The organism is Rhodococcus sp. NBC_00294 (assembly GCF_036163995.1).
Classification (GTDB): domain Bacteria; phylum Actinomycetota; class Actinomycetes; order Mycobacteriales; family Mycobacteriaceae; genus Rhodococcoides.
In genome coordinates, this window is sequence record NZ_CP108043.1 from 223202 (window position 1) to 246011 (window position 22810).

At 65.2% G+C, this 22810-nt stretch carries 24 protein-coding genes; 10 read left to right on the forward strand and 14 right to left on the reverse strand.

The window, feature by feature from the left end:
* Position 1: 1 nt before the first annotated feature.
* From OHB23_RS01065 to mmsB, 5 genes are all read right to left on the reverse strand, one after another.
* The gene (locus OHB23_RS01065; protein ID WP_328810633.1) at positions 2-1594 is read right to left on the reverse strand and encodes a Re/Si-specific NAD(P)(+) transhydrogenase subunit alpha; all 1593 of its coding nucleotides are present in this window, start codon (positions 1592-1594) and stop codon (positions 2-4) included.
* 117 nt (positions 1595-1711) lie between these two features.
* The gene (locus OHB23_RS01070) at positions 1712-2680 is read right to left on the reverse strand and encodes an NADPH:quinone oxidoreductase family protein (protein ID WP_328810634.1); all 969 of its coding nucleotides are present in this window, start codon (positions 2678-2680) and stop codon (positions 1712-1714) included.
* 99 nt (positions 2681-2779) lie between these two features.
* The gene (locus OHB23_RS01075) at positions 2780-3769 is read right to left on the reverse strand and encodes a zinc-binding dehydrogenase (RefSeq protein ID WP_442973007.1); all 990 of its coding nucleotides are present in this window, start codon (positions 3767-3769) and stop codon (positions 2780-2782) included.
* Positions 3770-3816: 47 nt separating this feature from the next.
* Complete coding sequence (locus OHB23_RS01085; protein WP_328810635.1) at positions 3817-5295, reverse strand: CoA-acylating methylmalonate-semialdehyde dehydrogenase; 1479 nt, start codon at positions 5293-5295, stop codon at positions 3817-3819.
* A gap of 543 nt (positions 5296-5838) precedes the next feature.
* Positions 5839-6744 carry a 3-hydroxyisobutyrate dehydrogenase gene (gene mmsB, locus OHB23_RS01090; protein ID WP_328810636.1) on the reverse strand — a complete coding sequence of 302 codons (906 nt, stop codon included), beginning with the start codon at positions 6742-6744 and terminating at the stop codon, positions 5839-5841.
* Between the two features lie 134 nt (positions 6745-6878).
* Here mmsB and OHB23_RS01095 point away from each other — a divergent pair, with 134 nt between their 5' ends.
* Together OHB23_RS01095 and OHB23_RS01100 are read left to right on the forward strand one after the other, a co-directional pair.
* Positions 6879-7772, forward strand: coding sequence for a LysR family transcriptional regulator (locus OHB23_RS01095; protein WP_328810637.1), 894 nt, complete (start codon positions 6879-6881; stop codon positions 7770-7772).
* 257 nt (positions 7773-8029) lie between these two features.
* On the forward strand, positions 8030-8236 hold the full coding sequence (locus OHB23_RS01100; protein WP_328810638.1) for a hypothetical protein: 207 nt from the start codon (positions 8030-8032) through the stop codon (positions 8234-8236).
* A 47-nt stretch (positions 8237-8283) separates the two neighbouring features.
* On the opposite strand, the gene OHB23_RS01105 is transcribed toward OHB23_RS01100, so the two are convergent.
* Both OHB23_RS01105 and OHB23_RS01110 read right to left on the reverse strand, forming a co-directional pair.
* Entirely contained in the window at positions 8284-8409 is a 126-nt protein-coding gene (locus OHB23_RS01105; RefSeq protein WP_328810639.1) for a hypothetical protein, read from the reverse strand.
* On the reverse strand, positions 8406-9410 hold the full coding sequence (locus OHB23_RS01110; protein ID WP_328810640.1) for a helix-turn-helix domain-containing protein: 1005 nt from the start codon (positions 9408-9410) through the stop codon (positions 8406-8408). The genes OHB23_RS01105 and OHB23_RS01110 overlap by 4 nt, the downstream gene beginning before the upstream one ends.
* Positions 9411-9608: 198 nt before the next feature.
* Between OHB23_RS01110 and OHB23_RS01115 the strand changes: the two genes are divergently transcribed.
* The 4 genes from OHB23_RS01115 (at position 9609) to OHB23_RS01130 (ending at position 12812) form a co-directional block, all read left to right on the forward strand.
* On the forward strand, positions 9609-10241 hold the full coding sequence (locus OHB23_RS01115) for a LysE family translocator (RefSeq protein WP_328810641.1): 633 nt from the start codon (positions 9609-9611) through the stop codon (positions 10239-10241).
* A gap of 242 nt (positions 10242-10483) precedes the next feature.
* Positions 10484-11701 (forward strand): FAD-dependent oxidoreductase, encoded by a 1218-nt coding sequence (locus OHB23_RS01120; RefSeq protein ID WP_328810642.1) that lies wholly within the window; start codon positions 10484-10486, stop codon positions 11699-11701.
* The gene (locus OHB23_RS01125) at positions 11698-12180 is read left to right on the forward strand and encodes a MarR family winged helix-turn-helix transcriptional regulator (RefSeq protein WP_328810643.1); all 483 of its coding nucleotides are present in this window, start codon (positions 11698-11700) and stop codon (positions 12178-12180) included. The genes OHB23_RS01120 and OHB23_RS01125 overlap by 4 nt, the downstream gene beginning before the upstream one ends.
* Positions 12177-12812: a VC0807 family protein gene (locus OHB23_RS01130; RefSeq protein ID WP_328810645.1), complete on the forward strand. Its 636-nt coding sequence runs from the start codon at positions 12177-12179 to the stop codon at positions 12810-12812. The genes OHB23_RS01125 and OHB23_RS01130 overlap by 4 nt, the downstream gene beginning before the upstream one ends.
* A 450-nt stretch (positions 12813-13262) precedes the next feature.
* Here the strand turns inward: OHB23_RS01130 and OHB23_RS01135 are convergent, their stop codons facing one another.
* Entirely contained in the window at positions 13263-13409 is a 147-nt protein-coding gene (locus OHB23_RS01135; RefSeq protein ID WP_328810647.1) for a hypothetical protein, read from the reverse strand.
* Between OHB23_RS01135 and OHB23_RS01140 the strand changes: the two genes are divergently transcribed.
* The 3 genes from OHB23_RS01140 (at position 13402) to OHB23_RS01150 (ending at position 14943) form a co-directional block, all read left to right on the forward strand.
* On the forward strand, positions 13402-13881 hold the full coding sequence (locus tag OHB23_RS01140) for an epoxide hydrolase family protein (protein ID WP_328810648.1): 480 nt from the start codon (positions 13402-13404) through the stop codon (positions 13879-13881). The two genes, OHB23_RS01135 and OHB23_RS01140, sit on opposite strands and share 8 nt — an antisense overlap.
* Before the next feature lie 21 nt (positions 13882-13902).
* On the forward strand, positions 13903-14547 hold the full coding sequence (locus OHB23_RS01145; RefSeq protein ID WP_328810649.1) for a hypothetical protein: 645 nt from the start codon (positions 13903-13905) through the stop codon (positions 14545-14547).
* A 108-nt stretch (positions 14548-14655) separates the two neighbouring features.
* Complete coding sequence (locus OHB23_RS01150; protein ID WP_328810650.1) at positions 14656-14943, forward strand: DUF1905 domain-containing protein; 288 nt, start codon at positions 14656-14658, stop codon at positions 14941-14943.
* A gap of 123 nt (positions 14944-15066) precedes the next feature.
* On the opposite strand, the gene OHB23_RS01155 is transcribed toward OHB23_RS01150, so the two are convergent.
* The 6 genes from OHB23_RS01155 to OHB23_RS01180 all read right to left on the reverse strand — a co-directional run bounded on the left by OHB23_RS01155 (position 15067) and on the right by OHB23_RS01180 (position 21277).
* Entirely contained in the window at positions 15067-15603 is a 537-nt protein-coding gene (locus OHB23_RS01155) for a hypothetical protein (protein ID WP_328810651.1), read from the reverse strand.
* 45 nt (positions 15604-15648) lie between these two features.
* A complete protein-coding gene (locus OHB23_RS01160) occupies positions 15649-15909 on the reverse strand; it encodes a DUF3263 domain-containing protein (RefSeq protein WP_328810652.1) in 261 nt (86 codons plus the stop codon).
* Between the two features lie 571 nt (positions 15910-16480).
* The gene (gene arr, locus OHB23_RS01165) at positions 16481-16918 is read right to left on the reverse strand and encodes an NAD(+)--rifampin ADP-ribosyltransferase (protein ID WP_328810653.1); all 438 of its coding nucleotides are present in this window, start codon (positions 16916-16918) and stop codon (positions 16481-16483) included.
* A gap of 408 nt (positions 16919-17326) precedes the next feature.
* A complete protein-coding gene (locus OHB23_RS01170) occupies positions 17327-18550 on the reverse strand; it encodes a DUF4041 domain-containing protein (RefSeq protein ID WP_328810654.1) in 1224 nt (407 codons plus the stop codon).
* 40 nt (positions 18551-18590) lie between these two features.
* Entirely contained in the window at positions 18591-19859 is a 1269-nt protein-coding gene (locus OHB23_RS01175) for a hypothetical protein (RefSeq protein WP_328810655.1), read from the reverse strand.
* Between the two features lie 176 nt (positions 19860-20035).
* Entirely contained in the window at positions 20036-21277 is a 1242-nt protein-coding gene (locus tag OHB23_RS01180; protein WP_328810656.1) for a DUF3761 domain-containing protein, read from the reverse strand.
* A gap of 243 nt (positions 21278-21520) precedes the next feature.
* Between OHB23_RS01180 and OHB23_RS01185 the strand changes: the two genes are divergently transcribed.
* A complete protein-coding gene (locus OHB23_RS01185) occupies positions 21521-22525 on the forward strand; it encodes an Abi family protein (protein ID WP_328810657.1) in 1005 nt (334 codons plus the stop codon).
* The last annotated feature ends 285 nt before the right edge of the window (positions 22526-22810 follow it).

Consider the following 22810-nt stretch of genomic DNA (forward strand, 5'->3'; position numbering starts at 1 on the left):
CTCACGCTTCTTTCGCGAACATGGCCAACATCCGGCGTGTGATGGCGAACCCACCGAAGACGTTGATGGAGGCAAGCAGTGATGCGAATGCTGCCAGGACAAGGACAACACCATCATCGGTGCCGATTTGCAGTAGAGCGCCGACAGCGATGACACCGGATATTGCGTTCGTCACCGACATCAGCGGTGTGTGCAGGGCGTGATGAACCTTGCCGATCACATAGAAGCCGATGACCGTCGAGAGCACCAACACCATGAGGTGGCGCGGGATCGGATCCGGGGCGAAGGCTGCCGCCGCGAAAAGCGCGATGAACCCGGCTGCGATCGCGATTGCAGTAGTCGCGGTGGACCGCGGCTTCTTGGCGGTGGTCGTCGCTGTCGGCGCAGCCTCGTTCGCGGCGGTGGGTGCTGCGGTCACCGGCACGGGCTGCGGCGGCCATAGCGTCTCTCCGGCGCGAGCCACCGTGATGGTGCTCAGTACTACGTCGTCGAGATCGATCGTCCAGGCGCCATCGCTGTGCGGTGTGCACAGTTTCGCGAGGTTGACCAGATTGGTGCCGTACAGCTGAGACGCCTGAGCGGGAAGCCGTCCGGCAAGATCGGCATAACCGATGATGGTGACACCGGTGGCAGTGCGAACCACCTCGCCCGCCACGCTCCCCTCGACGTTGCCGCCGTGTGATGCCGCCATGTCGACGATGACGGACCCGCTTTTCATGCTCGCCACATCGTCGGCTGTGATGAGGCGGGGGGCGGGACGCCCGGGAATAAGAGCTGTGGTGATGATGAGATCGACCTCCCGTGACTGCTCCGAGTACAGGTCCGCAGCGCGCCGGTTGTAGGCCTCGCTGGTCGCTCGTGCGTAGCCGTCGGTGGACTGCATCTGGTCTTCCTCGACCACGACCGGGAGGTACTGACCGCCCAATGATCGGACCTGCTCAGCTACCTCGGGCCGCGGGTCTGTGGCGCGCACAATGGCCCCGAGGCTGCCGGCCGCACCGATCGCCGCCAACCCTGCAACACCGGCGCCGGCGACGAGAACTTTGGCTGGTGGCACCTTGCCGGCGGCGGTGATTTGGCCAGTGAAGAAGCGGCCGAATGCGTGCGCTGCTTCGATCACTGCGCGGTAGCCGGCGATGTTGGCCATCGAGCTGAGGACGTCCATCGACTGGGCTCGTGAGATTCGGGGAACGGCGTCCATCGCCAAGGCAGTGATGTGTCGCTCGGCTAGCAACTTCACCAGAGATGGGTCGTGGGCGGGGCCCAGGATGCCGACGAGGATCGCTCCCGCTCTCAGCGAATCAACCTCGTCGTCGGTGGGTGCATTCACCTTGAAGACCACGTCGCTGTCCCATGCCTGGCTGGTAGAGACGACACGAGCCCCGGCAGCAGTGTACGCGTCGTCGGGGAAGCTGGCTCTGACTCCGGCGCCTTCTTCGACCAGTACCTGATATCCCAGGCGCAGAAGCTGAGCGACGGTAGCTGGTGTCGCCGCAACGCGTGATTCGGCGGGCGCCGACTCGGCCACCACACCGATGATGGAGCCCGTTGCCAGCTCTGTCGGTCGTTCTGTCGTCAGTTCTGCACTGGACATCACGAGGACCTTCCTCTCTTGTCTTGATGGCCGACAGCCGAGCTGTTCAGGAACTCCATCGTGGTAGCAGATTGCATGTGCCGTTCGATCAAAGCCGCAATCAAGTGAGCAAGGTTGTCACCGCAGAGTGAGTACTGATTTGCCGTGGGCGGTTCGGTCGTCGAGTGCGCGCAGGGCCAGTGCTGCGTGGTCGAGCGAGACAGTGGCCGGTTCGGGGACTTTCAATCGGCCGGACCGAACCATCGCGGCGATGTCGGACCACTGCTCTTGCGGGTACGAAGGTCGCACACGGATGTATTCGGCCCATCCTGCCCCCGTAACCGAAATGTTCTTCAGTAGTAAGCGATTGACCTTGACGGACGGTATCTCGCCGGCGGTGAAACCCAGAATTACAGCTTGACCACCGACGGCGAGGCTGCGCAGGGTGTCGAGAAAGCGATCGCCCCCCACCGGGTCGAGCGCAACATCGACTCCGCTGCCGTCGGTGATGTCGAGCGTCCGGTTCTTGAAGTCTGCCGCGTCGACCACGTGGGTGGCTCCGTGACCCCGTGCGGCGGTTGCTTTGGCAGAAGTACTGACGACGGCGATCGTGTCGAGTCCGAGTGCCGGGGCGATTCGGAGAGCAGCGGTCCCGATGCCGCCGGCTGCGCCGTGCACCAGAATGATCCCTCCCGGCGGTGGCTGCGAACGGTTCGTCAGCGCGAAATGAACGGTGAGGAAGTTGAGTAACATTCCCGCCGCCGCAGTCATCGACAGCTCGTCGGGCAGAGGGAACACAGAGGCGGGTTCCACCGCGACGGTTTGCTGCCACGTTCCGGCGTCACTGAAAACCGCGACCCGTTGCCCCGGTGTGAGTGCGCAACCCCGGGGCGCGTGGCGAACGACGCCGGCTCCTTCCAATCCGAGAACCGCTGGTAGTGGCCGAACCAGCTGGTAACCAGCGCGCGTCTGCAAGAGGTCGGGGAAAGAGACGCCGGCGGCATGGATGTCGACGACCACTTTCCCCTCGGAAGCACCGGGTTCGGCGGTATCGACGATCTGTACGCCGTCGGGCCCGATGTGGTTAATGAGGTGGGCTGCCCGCACGGCCTGTCCTTTTGTTGTGGGCGGTTCCGGATACTTGATCAGTGAGTTGTTGGGTAAACCGGTGGGGTGGCGACGATTGTGTCTCACCGCCCCACCGGTTTACCGCACTTCCAAAACCAGTTTGCCGAAGTGCTTGTTGTCGGCAAGCTGGTCCTGGACATCGACAACCTCGTGCCACGGGTAGATTCCGTGCACCACGGGGCGAAGCGCGTCGGCGTGTTCGTCGAGGTCGATCGTGCGTAGTTCGCCGACGATGGCGAATTTGTCTGCGTCGGTACGCGTTCGGAACGTTACTCCGATGAGTTCGACGCGTTTGCGGGCGAGCTCCTCCATGTCGAGCGATCCGACGGAGCCGCCCAGCCGGCCCACACCGACGATCCGGCCACCGATTGCAGCCGCCCGCAGGTTCTGCCCGAGATACGGACCGCCAACATGGTCCAGCACCACGTCGATTCCCCGCCCACCGGTCAACTCGTCGGTCCGATCGGCGAAATCGGTCTCGGTGACGTTGATCAGCTCGTCGACTCCGAGTCGTTCCAACGCCTCTCGGTGAAGGCTCGACCGGGCTGTGCCGTACACGCGCCCGGCTCCTAACACCTTGGCGAGCGAAATCGCCTGAGTAGCAACACCGGCCGCCGCTGCGTGGACGAGCACACTGTCACCGGCGTGGAGTCGCCCCGCAGTGACGAGGGCATTGTGCTCAGTCATCAATGCCACCACCGCGGCGGCTCCCTCGGCGTAGGACCACGCGCTCGGCACCGGCACCAGGGCAGCGGCCGGGACCACCACTTCCTCGGCGAGGCCACCGGGCACCATCGCCATCACCCGATCTCCGACGGCAATGCCGGTCACGTCCGGTGCGACCTCGGTGACGTCGCCGCACGCGTCGAGACCGGCCACAGCAGGGGCGCCACCAACACCTCCCGCCGCGGGGGTATGTGTTCCAGCGCGGATCAGCAGATCTGCGCGATTGACCGACGCGGCGCGAACCGAGACGCGGACGCTCCCCGCCACGAGCTCAGACTTGTCGATCGTGGACAACAAGGGGGTGGTGACCCCGTCGATCTGGGTGAGCAGAACCGCATGCACTGTGATGACCTCGCTGGATTGTCAATGGTGTTGGAGTCGGGTGTATATCAGTTGGGACGGAAGCCGAAGTCCATGCCGGCGCTGGTCTCCCACCGCGAGGTGATGTATTTCGGGCGGGTGTAGAAACTCCAGGACGCATTGTTCAGACCTGTATCGCCGTATGCGGAGTTCTTCCATCCCTGCACTGCGTAGGTGGCGACGGGGACCGGGATGGCGACATTTATGCCGACCATGCCCGCGGTGGCCTGATTGGTGAACTGGTTCGCTGCGGCACCGTTGTTGGTGAAGATGGAGGCTCCGTTTCCGTAGCGGTGGCTTCGGATCAGGCCGATCGCCTCGTCGAGCGTGTCGACGTTGAGAAGGACGAGCACCGGTCCGAAAATCTCTTGTTGGTATGCCTCCGAGGTGGTCGGTAGGCCCGCGAGGATGGTGGGTCCGACGAAGTAGCCGTTCTCGTAACCGGGCACTTCTTCGGTGCTGCGGTCGACGGGTGATGTGGCACCGTCGGCGATTCCCACTCGCACCAGTTCTTGAATGCGCTGTTGCGCGCGGCGGCTGACGACGGGGCCGACTTCGGTCTCTGGGACGACACCGGCGTTCATTTTCACAGCATGAGCACGCGGGACGAGCCGCGCGAGAAGATCGTCGTATACATCTCCCACCACGACGGCGACGGAGATTGCCATGCACCGCTGTCCCGCGGCGCCGAACGCGGAGGATGCGAGTTGGTCGGCCACCGTGTCGAGGTCGGCATCGGGCATCACGACCATGTGATTTTTTGCCCCACCGAACGCCTGGCAGCGCATGCCCGACTGCGCGGCACGTTTGTAGATGGAATGCGCAACATCGCTCGAGCCCACGAACGACGCTGCTTGCGTGCGGGGATCGTCGAGCAACTGTGTGACGGTATCCTGCTGTCCGTGGACGACATTGAGTACGCCGTCGGGAAGTCCCGCTTCCTGCAGTAGCTCGGCGATGCGGACAGCTGTGCCGGGGTCCTGCTCACTGGGCTTCCAGACGAAGGTGTTGCCGGCGGCGAGGGCGACGGAGACCATCATGAGCCCCATCATGGCGGGGAAGTTGAACGGTGTGATGCCGACGCAGACACCGAGGGGATGCATCATCGATCGAGTGTCGATGTTCGGTCCCGACTGCAACGAGGTCGATCCGTGCGCAAGGGCCGGTCCGCCGCAGGCAAGCTCGACCGACTCGACGGCTCTGCTGATCTCCCCCGTCGCGTCGTCGAGAGTTTTACCGTGCTCGGAGGTGATCAGCGCTGCTAGTTCGGATCTGTTGGCGAGCAACAGGTCACGGAAGCGGAACAGTACGTGAGCGCGCTTGGACATGGAGGTTTCGGCCCACGACTCGGCCGCTGCCTCGGCGGCGTCGACGACGGCTTCGACCAGGACAGAATCTGCCATCCAAACCTGGGCGATGGGGGTGTCGGTTGCGGGGTCGAGCACGGGAAGCTGCTCAACGCCGGTCTCGACGGGCTTGCCGTTGATCCAATGGGGGATGGTACGCATAATTGTGGTTCTCCTTCTACTTGATTGGTGCGGAACCAGATGAGGCAGCGGAATGTTTTGCCGCTGAGCTAGTACTGTCGTTGATGAGGCCGGTTATCGCGTCGACCGCCTAGAGCAACTTTCCCTTGGTCTCGCGCATGAAGATCAGCGACGATGGACACGACCGATGCGATGGACCAGTACGGCGATGGGGACCCACGAGCCGTAGCTGCGGAGCAGTGCGGTGGCAATCACGGGGCGAATGAACCGGCGATGATGGTGGCCACCTGATGCCCATTGAGGCACCGAAATAACGCATGTTGGTTGGAGACATTTCAGCAAGATCGCGGGCTGGATGGCGTATATGGTGGCGTGGACGACCAACCCGAGAATCGACGCGGCGAGGATCAGCGCGGTCTGCCCCGTATTCATCAACGGGTATGCGACGTACCCGCCATTCTGCGACGGTGCCTGCCATGGATGCCGCAACGACATTGCGGAAATACCGCATCGGTACTGGGGCAGGCCGTTCGATGGCTACTGGCGCTGAATCCGGGGATCCGCTCACGAGAGCACCTCAGCGTGTGTGTAGTTCGACGCGAGCTGGACCAGGACGGAGAAGTCTTTCCCTCCGCGGCCGGATTCGATCAGCCTGTCCAGTCGGCGGGCCACCTCGGTCGTCATGCCGAGGTCTACTCCGTGGTCATCCGCAGAGGCCAGTGCGAGGCCGACATCTTTGCGCATGAGGTTGACGGTGAAACCTGGCTCGAAGTCGTTGTTGGCGGGTGCGTTGTCGACCACTCCGGGGACGGGATAAAAATTACGCAAGACCCAGCTGTCGCCGGAGGACACCTTGACGATGTCCACGAGGGTATTGTGATCAAGTCCGAGTTCGGCTCCGAGAGCCGCGGCCTCGGCGACACTGGCCATGTTCATCGCAAGCATCATGTTGTTGACGGTCTTGGCGCTTTGCCCGCAGCCTGTCTCGCCGACGTGGAAGGTTCGTGATCCCATTGCTTGCAGGTAAGGGGTCAGCCGCGTAACGGCGTCGCCCGGGCCGCCGACCATGAAAGTAAGAGTTCCCGCGTGCGCACCGGGTGTGCCACCTGATACGGGTGCATCGAGGAACTGCCGACCGGTGGGCGCGACCAGTGCACCGAGGTTTCGTGCATCTGTTCCGCTGATGGTCGAACAATCGACCACCAATGCATCGGGCGCGGTTGATTCGAGTAGTCCCGGCTGCGACAACACATGGTCGACATGTGCGTAGGTGGGCAGCATGGTAAAGACGGCATCGGCGGCGTGCGCCGCCTCAGCGGGTGACGCGCAGGGTGTGATGCTTGCAGCGCGCGCAGCGTCGAGAGCATCGGCGCTGGGATCGAAGCCGCGCACCTCATAGCCACGGGACGACAAGTGGGAGGCCATGGGTAGGCCCATGTGCCCCAGACCGAGCCAACATACCGTTGTCATGCAGTGTCCTTAGATGGGTGAATGTTGTCCGGTCACGCAACCTGCATCAAGTGTGACGGGCGCGACATGTTTAGCGGTAGGGTCAATCACGAGCATCGGTTGTGCGCAGACGCACAGCTGCGGGAGGAGTAGCCGTGCGCGCGGACGATCTGTTGGTGCTTCTCGAAGTCGCAAGGTGCGGCTCACTCGCCGCGGCAGGCGCGGCCCTGGGACTGAACCACACGACGGTGTCGAGGCGTATAGATGTCTTGGAGCGGGAGATGAACGCACCTGTAATCGCGCGGACCGCGCAGGGGTGTGAGCTCACAGATCTGGGCGTCAGCATTTTGGGGCCGAGCGAGCAGATCGAGTCTGCATTGGTAGAAGTGCGGGAATACGCGCGCGGCGGAGCTACGGACCGCGCACTGTCGGGTCTGGTGCGCGTGGCCACAACGGAGGCATTCGGCGCCTATGTGGTGACGCCCATCCTGGCAGACCTGCACACGATCAACCCGGAACTGCAGGTCGAAATCGTCACCCAAACCCGCCTCAATCCCTACAACTCCGGTGCCGACATCGAGATCGGGATTGGTGAACCGGTGTTGGGGAGGGTGGGCGCCGAGTCACTGACCAAGTACTCCTTGGGTCTCTATGCATCGGTGGATTACATTGCTCAGCACGGACTTCCCTCGTCGACTGAAGATCTCAAGTCGCACTCACTCATCTATTACATCGAAGGCCTCCTGCGCGTGGAGGATCTGGTGGTCATCACGGAATTGACGACTGCCCGGCAAGTGGCCTTCGCGTCGACGAGTGTGCACGCCCAACTCTTGGCCACCGTCTGTGGGGCCGGCATCGGCCTCCTTCCGGCCTTCGTCGCGGACCGCGAGCCGTCGTTGAGGCGCGTGATGTATCCCGACGTGCGGATAGTCCCCGAGTACACAGCATGGTTGGCCTCGCGTCGATTCCGCCGTCCGGCAGCTGGGCCGGTAATGCAGGCCATTCGCGAAGCTGTGCAGGACAGACAACTCGACCTGTTGCCTCGTTGAGTACTGCCCGCCGGGACCGTAGGCGACCGCAGCCCGCCTATGGTCTCTCAAACCCCGACTGCTGACGAACAGACAGACGCGGCGAAGAGAATGTGCAAGCTCGTCGTCACGCGTGCCATGTGGCGAAGTGTTCGGCAACTCGGTGAATCGGATGAGAGCACGTTCGACTTCCCGTTGGTACCGGGAGCTCGGCGTGCGTTGGGCACGTACTCGTTGCCGGATGATCTCCGGCGAGTCCGATTGATCTCGTCGGTTCCGTGTCGACTGCACCGCTGTTCTGCAGACACGGCGACGCGGTGGACGCGCGAACACAGTGGCCGGCGTTGCTGTCGGACAACACGATCGCACGCACGGTGTCGACGACGAGCTCGTGCGGCAGGGGCGGTCCGGCGAGGGTGCGAATGCGCATGGACCTCATCGTGCCGCCGGGGTCCGACACGGTCGGCATCGGTGATGCTCCCTGATGCACGCGGCGCGGTGCGGCGAGAGGTCAGGGACTCTCGGTCGTGAATCAGGCGACCGGTGCCGTGGTGGCGTACGCGGTCTGGTTCCGGCCGTACGACTTCGCCGCGTACAGGGCTCGGTCGACGGCGGCGGTCCCCGCGTCCAGCACGGCAAGGGACTGCATGGTCGTCATGCCGGCGTTCCGGGTCGATCACCGCTTCGCGAGAACGTGTCTCGGTACAGGCTCGGGCTTGTTCCGAGATGACGTCGGAAGTGCTTGCGCAGGTTGGTAGCGGTCCCCAGTCCGCACTTCTGGGCCACGACCTCGACGCTCGCGTCGCTGGTCTCGAGTAGTCGTTGGGCCAGGTGGATGCGTTGGCGTTGCAGCCATTGATGTGGTGTGGATCCGGTGGTGGCGGCGAAGTGCCGCATGAAGCTGCGTGGGCTCGTGTGGGCTCGGCGGGCGAGGCTCGCGACGGTCATCGGCTCATCGAGGTGTTCGAGCATCCATGTCATCGTGGTCGCCACCGGGTCGACGTTGCCGGTGACGGGCATCGGTGTCTCGATGAACTGGGCTTGTCCACCGCGGCGGTGCGGTTGCACCACCAGTGACCGTGCGAGTCGACCGGCCATGTCCGCTCCGTGATCGAGTCGCACGATGTGCAGGCACAGGTCGATGCTCGCGGCGCTGCCCGCCGAGGTCAGGACGTCGCCCTCGTCGACGTACAACACGGACGGATCGACGGTGACCGCCGGATACGCCTCGGCGAAAGCGTCGCAGTCTGCCCAGTGGGTGACGGCTCGGCGACCGTCGAGCAGTCCGGCGCGGGCGAGCACAAAGGCTCCGGTGCACAGCGAGACGATCCGGGCACCGCGCTGGTGTGCATGCCGAAGCGCGGACAGGACGCTTTCCGGCACCGTCGATGCGTCGGCGCACGGTGGGACGATGACGGTACCGGCTCGGGAGACGGCTTCGAGTCGGCGCGGAACCTGCATCGAGAGACCGTTGTCCATTCTCACGTGGGCGGTGTCGCCGCACACCGACATCGCGTACCAGTCTCCTCCGAGTTGCGGCACTTCATGGGGCCCGAAGATCTCGACTGCTACCGCGAACTCGAACATCGACAGTCCGTCGTACGCCAGGACGGCGACGTGCGTCGATCGAACATCCGGGCTGGCAGTTTCCGAGCGCATGTAGTCATTATCGCCACTGTCAGCGCGGTCCGCGACGGCGCACGATCGATCCATGACGTCGACCGAGACCGACAGTGCTCCGCGCCGCGCCAGTCTCGATGCCGATGGGGCGCCCGCCGGCAGCAGTTGCTGCGGTGCCGAGATCAGGCGTGGTCGTCGGCCCGCGCTCGTGTGCATCGGCACGGGGGCCGAAGCGGTATGACGGTCGACGTCGCGGTCCTCCCTGGGTACGTGGCAGTGATCGTGCTGTTTCTTTTGCCACCGGGCCCGGACATGGCGTACATGATCGCGGTGGGTCTCGAAGGTGGTCGTCGGGCGGCTGTCCGCGCGATCCTGGGAATCGGAACCGGAATGGCGCTGTACGCGACTGCCGTCGTCCTGGGGGTGGGAACGCTCGCCCGCGACCACCCACATCTGCTCGACGCCGTCACGCTGTTCGGTGCGGGGTATCTGTTGTGGTTGGGCGTGACCACGGTGCGCCGCGCGCGGGACGCCCCAGAGCCCAGCGCCGTCACTGCCGGCCGGTGGTACACGCGCGGTGTACTGGTCACAGTGACCAACCCGAAGATCATGCTCTTCTTCCTCGCGGTACTCCCCGGGTTCGTCGGTGAAGCACGGAACATTCTCGCGCAGTTCACAATGCTGAGTGCGGTGAACATCTCGAGCGAGGTCGTCCTGTACGGCGGCATCGGGGTGATTGCGGGGGGTCTCCAGTCGCGGTTCAGCCACGCTCCCCGCGGCGCCACCGCCCTGCACTACATCGCCGGCAGTGTCTTCGTAGTCCTGGCGATCGTCATCGCAGCCGAGACGACGGTGACGATCGGCCGATAGCTCCCCGGACCTCGGCAAAACCGCCATCGACCCCGACCAGCTGCGCAGCCTCCGAGTACGCGGCACTGCGAGCGGAGATCGGCCACGCCGACACGCGCGCAGCCCGCGAGAACTGACCGGACAACGTCCGCGGTGCAAGCGGGCGTGGGCCCGCGGGCGCGTCCGACCATGCTCCGAACGTGTCGGTACCCCGCACACGTCGCACATTGTCAGTATCAGCACCCTGATACTAAGCTGGTGTCATGAAGGTCATCGTGGTGGGCGCCGGGATCGGCGGGCTGACTCTCGCGCAGGCTCTGGTCGGCCGCGGCATCGAGGTGGTGGTGCTCGACCGGGATCTGGAGATCTCACGCACCGGTGGCTACCGGTTGCACATCAACACCCATGCCTACCGCGCGTTGCGATCCAACCTGCCCAGCAGCATCTTCGCCGCACTGGACGCCTCATCGGCGCCACCGGAGTCGTTCGAGCGAATGCACGTCACCGATCGCCGACTGCGCGTGGTCGCCACCGTCACCAACGGCGACCGGAGCGAGCACCTGATGATCGGTCGGGTCGCCCTCCGCACGCTGCTCGCTCGTGGTCTCGCGAACCGATTGCGGACGGCCACAACGGTGGTGGGGTACGAGAGCACCGACGTCGGAGTCGATGTCGTGACCGACACCGGCGAACGCATCAGCGGCGACCTGATCGTGGCGGCCGACGGTGCCCGGTCGGTGATCGCCGAACAAGCAGCCGGACGAGCGATGTCCAGTCCTGTCGATCTGCGCGGATGTGCAGGCACGGTGCCGATGGCGTCGATGCTCGAGGCGCCCCCGCCGATTCTCCGGCACGGACCGGTGCTCGCTGTCGGTCCGCGCGGTACGGGACTGTTTCTCACTCTGCACTGCCCACGTCGATTCCACCGCTCGACGGGGGAAACGGTCGAGCCGATCATCGAACCAGCGTCGTTGATCTGGGGACTAATCGCCACCGAGCGGGCAGCGTCCACCGTCGGTTCCGGCCCGATGCCCCTGACCGGTGTCGACCGGTTGTTGGGTGGGTGGAGCCCGTGGGTGCGCAAAATCGTCGGTAAGACCGACCCACGCACACTGGGGAACTACGTCTTCCGCGCCGCCGACCCATCCCCGCGGATGGTGCCGTGGACGGATGAGAGGGTGACCGCCCTCGGCGATGCCGTGCACGCGATGCCCCCCACCGGTGGCCGATCCGCGTCGACGGCGATCGTCGATGCGACCGACCTCGCCGAGGTGATCTCACGGGGTGCCGGCGCCACCTCGCTGGGTGAGTACCACGACCGGCTCTCAACGCGCGGCGCGGACGCGGTCCGCGAATCCATGGCGCCGGCCAAGTGGATCACACGGTCCGACACCATCGCTGGGACGATCCTGCTCTCCACCGCTCTGCCGGTGGTGGCGCAGATCCGGTCGTTGGTGGCGGCACCGAAGTGGTCGCGATGACGGAGCCCGGCACCGGGGAATCGGCGGACGTGGAATCTCGTGTTGGTGGGTCGGGTGCTGGGGTGTTGTGGCGGTTGGTCCGGACCTCGCACGTGGTGCGACGGCAGTTCACCGCCGTCTTCGACGCCCACGGCATCACCGGACCTCAGTTCGGGGTCCTGTCGGCGGTGGCCGACGGCGACGACCTCTCGTCAGCGGATCTCGCACGCGCACTCGGTGTTCGACCGCAGACGATGACCGGAATGGTCGACGCACTGACAGACGCGGCGTACCTCTCACGCACCGCCACCGGCCGAGGACGACGCGCCGTGATCACCCTGACAGACCGCGGAAGCGAACTGCTCGCTCGCGCTCGGGCGGACCTCGGCAGCTTCGACTCGGCGACGACCACCGGACTGAGGCCAGAGGACACGGCCGTTCTGGGAGAGCTGCTCGACCGGCTGGAGCGCGCCATGGAACACGGAAGCGGTGACCCGTGACGTCCGCGACGGCACCGTCGAATCGACTCTCCCGGATCCTGGTCGGCGTTGCGCAGAACGTCGGAATGCCGATCGGGGCGTACTTTGTCCTCATCGCGATCGGCGCGGATCCGGTGTGGGCGCTGACGGGGTGCGCGGGTGTGGCGGTGCTCGTCCTCGCCGCCGAGTGGAGTCGAACGCGTCGAATCAACGCTCTCGGCGCGTTGGTGTTGCTGCGGTTCGGGTTGTCGCTCGCGTTGGCATGGGTGACCGGCGATGCTCGAGTGATCCTCGTCAAGGACAGCGCCATCACCCTGGCCATCGCGGTGGTGGCAGGTGCATCCCTGCTGTCGAGGAAGCCGTTGATCGAACGCATTCGGCGCGACCTGTCCGGCGATGCAGAGGGGTTCGAAGAGACCGTCGAACGAAGTCCGGTCCTGTACTCCATCCACCGTCGACTGACAGTCGTGTGGGCAGCCGCACTGGCCGTCGAGGCGTGCGTGAGCGCGAGCATCGCGCTGACAGCACCCATAACTCTAGCGGTGATCGTCACCAACATCACGGGCCCGCTCGTCATCGTCTCGCTCGTCGCCGTCACCGAATGGTCGGTCCGTCGAGCGGCGTCGAGAGAGCAACCGTCCACGCCGCTGTAGCGTTGTCGGTTGTTTCGCCGTGGTCAATGGAGTCTGTCGAATCGCATCGCCAACACGTTGTCCAGCTGTTGCCGCCGGACCGTTCCCAACGGGCTGTCATGCGGTCGGGGCCGGCTCTGATGTGGAACCAGCTACGAATGCCGCCTTCCTCCGGAAGGACCAGTTCGGAGTCGTGCATCGACAGCCGCATGAACCCGGGTTCGGCGGAGTCGTCGAAGGCACACATGAGCCAACCCCCGCCGGGGTGCGATCCGCCGATGACTTCGCGAACCAGGGTGTGCTGCGCGCCCACGACGACATCGACGTCGTGGGTGATCCATTGTTCGCCAGGCAGTATGGAGTACGTGTCCGTACCCGATACCTCACCGTCAGGTCTCCCGTGACTGTCCAGCACGGTGCCTGAGCTTCGCCACCGGCCGAGGAGCGGATCCAGGAGACTCAGCGGGGGCGTCACCGGTCGCCCCGGACTGCGGCATCCAGCGACGCCAGCGATTCGTCGAGGAAGGTCGGCGGAACTGCCGGGACGGAACGGGTCTCCGCCGGCGGCTGCGGACTGCGACTGTCCTCGATCGCTGCCAGGCTCGCAGGTATGAGCATCGAACCGTTCGTACTCCACGTTCCCCAGCACGAGATCGACCTCCTCCACAGTCGGTTGGAGCACACGCGGTGGCCGGCGCCGCTTCCCGGTGACTCCTGGGAGACCGGTGTGCCGGTGCACTATTTGAAGCATCTCGCCGGCCTGTGGCGAACCGACTACGACTGGCGGGCCCGCGAAACGCGCCTGAACGCGTTCCCGCAGTTCACCACCAGCATCGACGGCACACGCATCCACTTCGTCCACGTCCGATCCCCGCACCCCGGCGCCCTGCCGCTGATCCTCACGCACGGGTGGCCCGGGTCGGTGTTCGAGTTCCTCGACATCATCGACGCGCTCACCGATCCGGCCGACCCCGCCGACTCCTTCGACGTCGTCGTCCCCTCACTGCCCGGGTTCACCCTCTCCGGCCCCACACCCGAACCGTGGGACACCGACCGCATCGCAGCGGCGTGGGTGAGCTTGATGACCTAGCTGGGGTACGACCGGTTCGCGGTGCAGGGCGGCGACATCGGCGCCGCCGTCTCCCCCGCGGTCGCACGGAACGCACCCGACCGGGTGGTGGGCGTGCACATCAACGGCTCGCAGACATTCACGGCACCGGAGTCCGTCGACGACGCCACGCTGAGCGCACTGACCGACCTGGAGAAGGACCGGCTGGCCCGAGTCGGGGAGTTCATGCGCACCGAGTACGGCTACATCGCGGTGCAGTCGACGCGCCCGCAGACCCTTGCGTACGGGTTGACCGACTCCCCTGTGGGGCAATTGGCGTGGATGGTGGACAAGTTCGCGGCGTGGACGTGGCCGATCGACGCGTTGCCGGAGGACGTGCTGGGTGCCGATCGGGTGCTCGATCACGTGTCGCTGTACTGGTTCACCGGCACCGCCGGCACCAGCGCCTACACCGGGTACGCCACCTCGGCGTGGGGACCGGCCCCGGAGCCGTCCGGTGTCCCCACCGGGTTCCTGCAACTCGCACACGACATCGGCATCCGGCGGTTCGAGGAACGAGAGCACGACGTGCAGCGGTGGACCGACGTCGACCGCGGTGGTCATTTCGCCGCGATGGAGGAACCGGAAATCCTCGTCGAGGAGCTCCGCATCTTCTTCCGTGACTGTCGGCACCGGCGGAAGCAGTGACCTCGCGATGATCGACCCGATCGTTGCCGACGACGAGACGGTAGTCGGACCGCACGCATCCTTCGTCCGCGACCGCGGACCCGGTGCGCGGCTCTAGGGTGGAGAATCGTGGACTGGGAGTTCGACGCCGACGTGTTCCAGTGGCGCGGGCCCGCGCCGTTCTTCTTCGTGTCCACACCCCCGGAAGTCGACGATTTCCTCCACGTGCACCTCGGTGATCTGACCTACGGCTGGGGCGTCATCCCTGCCCGGGTCGGCATCGGCGCCAGCGAGGTGAAGACCTCGCTGATACCGAGACGTGGGGTGTACCTGGTACCGCTGAAAGTCGCTCTCCGGCGCCCCGAGAACATCGACGACGGTGACCGCGTCCACATTCGACTCCACGTCGGACCGTGAAAAGCATCTGCGTGCGCGGACGACCGTCCGCGCACGCACGCGACCGGCCATGACAGCCGGGATCTCTCTCAACTATCGACTCGTCGACGGAATTTTGGACCGCGACCGAACGACGAGGTGGAGTCAGCTCGCCGCGCTGATGACCGACGGCACGGTCGGACGCGGCACCCTGCCCACACGTTGGAACTGCGCCTGCGCCGACCCCTCCCGTGTCTGCAGTTCGCGCTCGACGAAAGTGTGTACAGCGCCGGTGTCGAGCGGAACGTCGCTCGAGTCCTCGTCGCCGATGATCATCACCGTTGTCGCGCCCGCATCCCACATGAGCACAGGAATCACCATCGACACGGTGGCACACCGTGTGTCCAAGACTCTGTCCGCCGACAGTGCGCCCGGGAGGACACCGAGATCGGCGTGGCAGCCGAGAGAAATCGCGTCGATTGCTGCCTGCAGTGCCGGCGACAGGAACCGGGCGACGACGTCGCCGATGCTCACTTGGCCCCACGAGCATTTCAGGTGCTCCAGGCGCGCAGTCTCGACCTCGAGTCGCACGCCGCTCGTCCGGTCCCAGTCAGGGGCTTCCGGAACAATTCGAACGTCGACCGTGACCGATCGCGCGGATCCGCTCGTCCCGGACATCTGGGCATCACCGTGTTCAACCATGGGATCTCCCCAGATGACCGGGGCTGTCGCGGTGTCCTCGGCCGGTCATTGTCCGACCGACTGAGTGCGCCGCGTTCGCGAACGAGTTCGGCAGAGTGCGCGCAGCGTGGTCGCGTGTGGTTCGGTCAGCATCTCGGTCACCGACGGGTCGTCGCCGTCGAGGATGCGGGCGAGCCGGTCATAGAACTGGTAGGCAGGCATGCCGAAGGTCACGAGTATCTCCTCGTCTGGGCCGCCGCCGTACGGCAGCCACCGACAGGCGAACTCGATCATCTCCCGGGAGTTGTCACCGATGTCCCTGCGCATGATTGTGATCGTTCCCGTGTCCGCAGGACACCGCAGCGGACATCGACAGGTCGTTACACGCCTTTCACACCTACGTGACAGCCGCCGAACGCGGGCCTCCGGCCACCCGCGGCGCACCGGATGAGTGTCGGCAGCGACCGCCGCAACAACCACCGTGGCTCTTCGTCCGCGACCTCACGGGATCGAAGGAGTGGCGGCGGGGGTTGTCAGCGCTCACCTGCCGGGCACAGCGCCTCCGGCGTCGATGTTGATCCGGCACCGTACCGCGTCGTCGACCCGATTCTGAGCGTGTTCACAGGAGCAGACTCGTTCGTGGCTGCTGGTGCGTGCACACCGCGCGCCGTTCATTCGTTCGGACGACCCCGCGCCTGCTCGCAAGAGGTGGACGCTCACCTCCCGCAGCGATCGGCGGCGGGCAGGTGGGCGTCACACGCCAAGCTGGTTGCTGAACTCGACGCGCCCGAGCCGTACCCGGTGGGTCGGCACGCAAACGGGCCGCTCACCACGCAAGAAGTGGACCGAGCTGACATGCACCACGACGACTGAGCGCCCTGAGCACAACGTGGCGATCTCAGTCGTACAGAACGTCCTCGCCTCGTCGCCGCAACTCGTCCAGGCCAGCGCGGAAGCTCTGCAGGTACTCCGGTGAATGCCCGACCCAGTCGATCATCTCCCCGACGACCCTGACTGGTCCCGGGGTGCGGTACGACCGGGTCGGGTTGCCGGGGAACTTCTTGTCGGTGACGTTCGGGTCGTCTTCCACGGGCCCGTCCGGGTCGACGATGTAGACCCTCGGCCGGCCCTGCCCGATCGCCATCTCCGCACCAAGGACCGCGACGTCGAGTACCCGGGTGATGTAGACGTGGTTCGACAGGTGTTCACGGTGATAGTTCGACCTGTGCCCTGCAGTCAGGAGCTCCCCGGCCTGCAGGTCGGCTCGAGTGCCGTGGAAGTACGCCCCGGACTCGTGCACCTGGAAATGTGCCGGTGTATCGGAGGTCCCTGTCATCGATGTCCCCTTCCGTCTGGCGTTGTGCCGGGAGAGTGTGCAGCGCGGAGGGGGTCTTGCCGCAAGCCCCTACCCCAGCGATACGGTGAAGGGGACGAACGATTCGACGGTGACGAGCCGGTGAGTCACGCAGAAACGAAAGTGCACCTGGTCGAGTCGGTGCTGTGTGCAGCATTCCGGACAGGCAGTCGCACGGCGGACAACTCGCGGCCGGACGTCGCGAACACCGTGGCAGATGCCGCCCACGCTGTACGGAGCACAGGTTGCGTGGCCCGTACTGCCGCGATCCCGGCGCCACCGCAAGAGCGCAGGGAGGTGTTAACGCACCGTCATCTCGACTCCGTCGTGACGGGTGTCATGCGACCTGTCAGCTCAGATCTGATGTGCCATCCGCGATCCGTCCGCTGATCACCGAACGGTGGCTGCGGGCCATCTGCCGCGGCTCTGGTAGTACTGAGTTGATTCCGGCTCCTCGGTGTATTCCATCAAGTTGCCCACCTGTTGCGCGAGAACGGCCCGCACCTCTGACGGGCGTGCGAAGAAGTACTCACGCCGCAGGTTCGCGTGGTTCAATCGGCGGTCCGAAAATGCAGCGTGCAGTGACGCTTCCAAGGCGACGGCGTCATCAGAGAAGTACAGCGCGTGCACGTCGAACGGAAACGGCACCGATGCGCTGCCGAGTTCGTGGACTCGGTCCATGGGCTGGAGCCGGCGGGTCATGCCGATCTTTACAACGTCCGGCCCGAACGCGCCCTGGTTGCTGATGACGTAGACGTATCCGGCTCGAATGCTGGTTCGGCGGTAGTCGTTCTGCTCAATGGCGGACTCCAGATCCGCCAATTTTTCCCGCACGCGCCGGGCCTCGTCGTCGTCGCGATCCCCCAGCGAATCGGCCACATTCTGATAGTGCGAGCGCTCCTTATCGAGCTTCTCCCGCTGCGCGGCGAGTTCCTGCTCGACCTTGCGTTCCTCCCGTAGCCGCTCACGCTCCTCACGTTGCGCGAGCTTCTCTTCCTGGACCTTCATCAGGTAGTCCGCGGTCAGTTCGAGTTCCGTCACCCGGAGCCGGTGATAGTCGTTAGAGACGTGCATCTCCATCATCGCTCCGAGCTTGGCTATCGTGGCGGCCGCTTTCTCCAGACGGTTGACAGCGGTGGCGAGGTTGCCCGCTTTGAGGGTCCGCACGCAGTTCTCCGCCTCGGCGTTGTACGCGCGGAGCATCAACTTCGACAGATCCGCCGTCATTTTGCGACCCTTGGCGAGGGAGTTGTTGAAGGAGAACATGTCTGACGCTTCGACGGCCGCGGTGGAGATCACGGACTGCTTGATCCGGTCGCGCACATCGGCCAGCCGTTCGCGGTACTGCTCGGCGTTCTGCAGGGGATGTTGGTAGGTGTAGATGCCCACTTCCTGCAGAACGACGCGGTCGTCGGTCTCGACGACGCCCGGTGATGCCGTGGACACGGCCGCGGGCGTGGGAGTGGGGGCCGGTGTCGACGCGGTCCGCACGGCCTCGTCGCGTTCGCGAGTGACCGCCGCGAGTTGGTCCTGCAGGGATTGCAGTTCGCGTTCCTTCGCCACCAGTGTGCCTCGGAGTGCCCGGATGACATCTGCGCCGGCATCGTCGGTCATACCCTGCACCTCTCGGACCGAGCGTCGATACAGGCTTTTGTCATCCTCGAACTCCTCGGGAGTTGCTGACCGGGACCAGGTCGTGCGGGTTCTTGGAGACACCAGCCCGGAGGTGGTCGAGCGTCGCCCTCGCGTCGACCCGGCCGAGGTCGAGGGCTTCGAAGGTCGCTCTGTCAGTGGCCAACTGGACCAGCTCGACGAAGTGGTCCCGCCCCGTTGCCGGGTCGACGGCGTCCACACCGACGGTCATCGACAACGTCGCCACGATGCCGTCCCGGTCGGCTTCGAAGATCTCATGCGCGGTGCGCAGAGCGACCTGACACACCGCCGTCGCGTAGCGGTCCTTGCGGGCCTTGACCGGCAGAGGAGTGCTGGTGATCGAGTCGCTCGCCTTGGTGTACTTGAAGGCCTTCTCGGTTGGCAGCGCGTCCGGGTGCGGAACGTGCACGGTGAGAGTGAGCTCCCCCGCCGCACCGTCGAAAGCGAAGTCGTGCTCGACCTCGAAGCGCTCCGGATAGGCGGAGTTGGCGAGCACGATGGACACGTACTCCTCCAGCGCCGCGGGTTCGCGGTCCTGCAGGCCTGTCATGAGCTTCTCGAGGCGCACGTTGGCTGCCAGGATCTCGGTGCGCCGCCCCGCGCACTCAGCCTCGTACTGTGCCTGGGCGGCGGCCAGAGCGTTCAACCGCTGCGTCTCGCGTTCCCGGTATGCGGTTTCCGCCTGCTGGTGCGCGGCGTGGCGCTCGCTGGCGTACTGCTCCCACTGTCGGCGGTGTTCCCAGTACTGCGCCTGCGCCGCTTCGATGGCAGCGGCGTACTTCTTCTTGCCACCCAGCACGGCCCCGATGCCCACCGGCGCGGCGGGTTCGATGTAGACCGGTTCCGGGGACAACGGCGGAGGTACGGGGGGCGGCGCGGGCTGGGTCAGGTCGGGGCGGGAGAACGGCGGGTGCTGCACCGGCTGCCGCAGCGAGGCCAGATCCACGTAGTCGTCCACCTCGAGCGTGGCGGCGAGGATCGCGTCGATGTCCTCGAGCTGCTGCGCCAAGGTCGCGTTGAGCAGGTCGACCTCGGCCTGACGCGCCTGGACGTGCAGGCGCGCCTGCTCTTTGATCTGCGCGGCAGTGAGGGCGGCGGCGCGGCGGGCGTCTGCAGCCCTGTTGCGTTCCCACTCTTTCCTCGAACGTTCCGCTTCCCGCGTCGCTCGCGCGTGCGCTTGGGCGGTGGCACGCTGCTGCTGTCGTTCGCGCTGTTCCCGGAGGCGGTTCTGGTGTTGCATCTCCGCGAAAAAACCGCGTCGTTTGGCCATGCCCGTCCTTGTCGTCAAAAGTTGATCAGGTACTGCGTCAGTCGGGTTGTCGGGCCGACCTAACCCGCCCGCGACCCACTTTCAGGGCGCTCTGTCACCTCACCCCGCCACTGGTGTCGGCGAGCCGACTCGGTCGGTGCGTGTTGCGGCCGTCCGAGTCCCGCCCTCTGTACGGGTCAGAGCCACGTTCCGACGCCGCCGTGCCCGGAGCAGGTCCCGCGGCGTGACTGGGAGAAGGAATAGGTGCCGTCGTTGCACTGCGCCGAGGCACCTGCCGGGGCCGACGGCGCGGACATCGGCGACTGGACGCAGTTACCGGCGGAGTTGATGTAGGAGTCGCCGCCGCACGACCCGCCGCCGTACCCGCCGTCACTACTGCTGCTGGGCGGTTCCGGTGCTGAGGTGTAGACGGGCTCCGGTGCAGGTGTGTACGCCGGGACCGGGTCCGGCACCGCCATCGGGACCACGACCGGTTCGACGGTCGGCGGAGCCGCCGCGACTTCGGTGGGGATGATGGTGGTGGGCGCCACCGTGGTCGTCGGTATGGGTGTGCCGCCGCAGTCGGTGAGGATGCCGGCGATGGCGTCGCGTTCGGCGTCGGTCACCCAGAGCCGGTAGTCAGCCTTGACCTCGACCTGGCGTGCGACGTAGGTGCACCGGAAGGCCTTGTTCGGCGGCAGCCACGTCGCGGCGTCCCCGTCGCTCTTCGCTGCGTTGATCGGGCCACTGACTGCCTGCAGGTTGCGGGGGTCGTTGGCGAAGTTCCGCAGCGTGGTGGTGTCGAGCTGCTGCGCGCCCTTCTGCCAGGCGTCGGACAGGGCGACCACGTGATCGATCTGCACGTCCGTCGAGGACGTCTGTCCGCGGGTGAACGAGACGGAGGTTCCGGTGTACGGGTCGGCGAGGACGCCGGCGGTCACCGTGCAGCCGCGGGACACTGCGGTGGCGACGACGGAGGTGAGGTCGCGCCGCAGGACGTCGTTACGGGTGTCGCATCCGTTGTGGCCGGCGTCGACGGTGACGTCGTCGGACCAGGCCTGACCGAAGTTGCCTCGGTCGTACCCGGTCTTGGGGGCTCTGCCCTTGACCTCGAGTGTGGACAACTGAGTGAGCGCGGCAGTCGCAGCCGCCGGGGACTCAACTACTCGTGCAGTGTTCGGAGCGGCCAGCAAAGTGGCCGCAACTGCCTCGGCGATAGTCGTGACCGGCGGCGGCGTAGACGTGGTCGGGGCGCTGGTGGCGGCCTTCTCTGCCACCGGTGCTGTGGCCGGGTCCGTGTCGGGCGGGGCGAAGTGGCCCACCACGAAGAAAAACACCAAAACTGCCAGGGTGATCCACGGCCACCGACGGCGTCGACGACTCTGGGCAGGTACGAGATTGCCGGGGTAGTTGTAAGACGGGTCATGCGGACGGGTCATCGCGTTCCTTGATCAAGGCGAGAAAGTCGACGCGGACCGCGCCGACGTGAAGATCGAACAGACTGGTCCAGACGTTACGGTCAGAGCGGACAATCGCACGACGTAGGACAAACCGGTACCCAGACACTGGTGATCCATCGCGGCCAATGCTTCGTTCGTGCTAAGTTGGCGGAACTACATCCCCCACGCCTCTCAACGATGCGCACTTGGGGGATTTTTTCTGCCACCTGTAGGGAGCGCGGGGTGCCTCGACGATCTGGTTCGCAGCGGCCGATCCGGCCGCGCGGCTCCCTCGACTACAACAAGCCGGCACTGGCCCTCAACGACCTCGTCGGTCGTCTCTCCCAACGCGGCCTACTCATCTCTGACCCGGACCGAGCCGAGCGGTATTTACGCCATATCGGCTACTACCGACTATCGCCCTACACGATTCCGTTCCAGTCGGGGCGACCTGACCATTTCTTTCGCGAGCACACCTCGTTCGACGACGTACTCGACCTCTATGCCTTCGACCGTGCGCTGCGACTGCTCGTCTTGGATGCGCTCGAACGCGTCGAAGTCGCCGTCCGTGCAGCGCTGACCGACAACATGTCGACGATCTACCACGATCCGCACTGGTATCTGAACCCGGAACACATGCAGGACGCCGGCAAACACGACGGACTCCTCAGGATCGTCCGGGAGAGTTGCGACTCGCGGTTGCGTGGATCACCGGAGCGTGGCGACGACGTCCTGGTCCACCGTTCCGCGCTCGAGCACTACCTGACCACGTATCAATCACCTGAACTCCCGCCCTCATGGCTCATGGTCGAAACCTTGACGATCGGACAGCTGACCAGCACCTACCGTAACCTGCAACGGCGCGCTGACCGGACGGCCGTCGCAGCCAGCGTCGGCCTGACAGCACCAGTGCTTGAGTCTTGGCTTCAAACGTATGTGCGTGTAAGAAATGTGTGCGCACACCATGGGCGGCTGTGGAATGTCGGACTCGGCGTCTATCCAGCGATCCCGAACTCATCAGCGATCTCCTGGCTGAGCGGATTCGACGCTCTACCGGAGCGGTCACGAAAGCGTCTGTACCCAGTACTCGTGTCTCTACAATCTACCCTTGACTCTGTCTCCCCCCGTAGCAGCTGGGCGAGACGACTTCACTCACTCCTCCACACCCGACCACGGATGAATCTAGACGGAATGGGCGTCCCGCAAGGGTGGGCGAACGACAACTTCTGGGCGCGACACATCTCCTGATCGCGTGAAACCGCGCGGCAGGCTCCCGCGCCCAGGAGCTAACGCAACGTTCTTACCTCAAAACCATCGGCATCAAGACTGTGAAAGTCACCACCGCCACATGCCGGCAGGTGCCGCACGAGCTGGCCAACTGGGTCACAGGACCGTTTTGCAGGAGTATCCACTCCGATGCACCCGAAGTCGGGTGCGCGATATCGGCGTAGTGCGGGTCGGAAGCGACCACCATCGCAGATCAGAGGCAGCGCCGAATCTCCGACTGTGAACCGCGGCTGCAGGTCACCCACC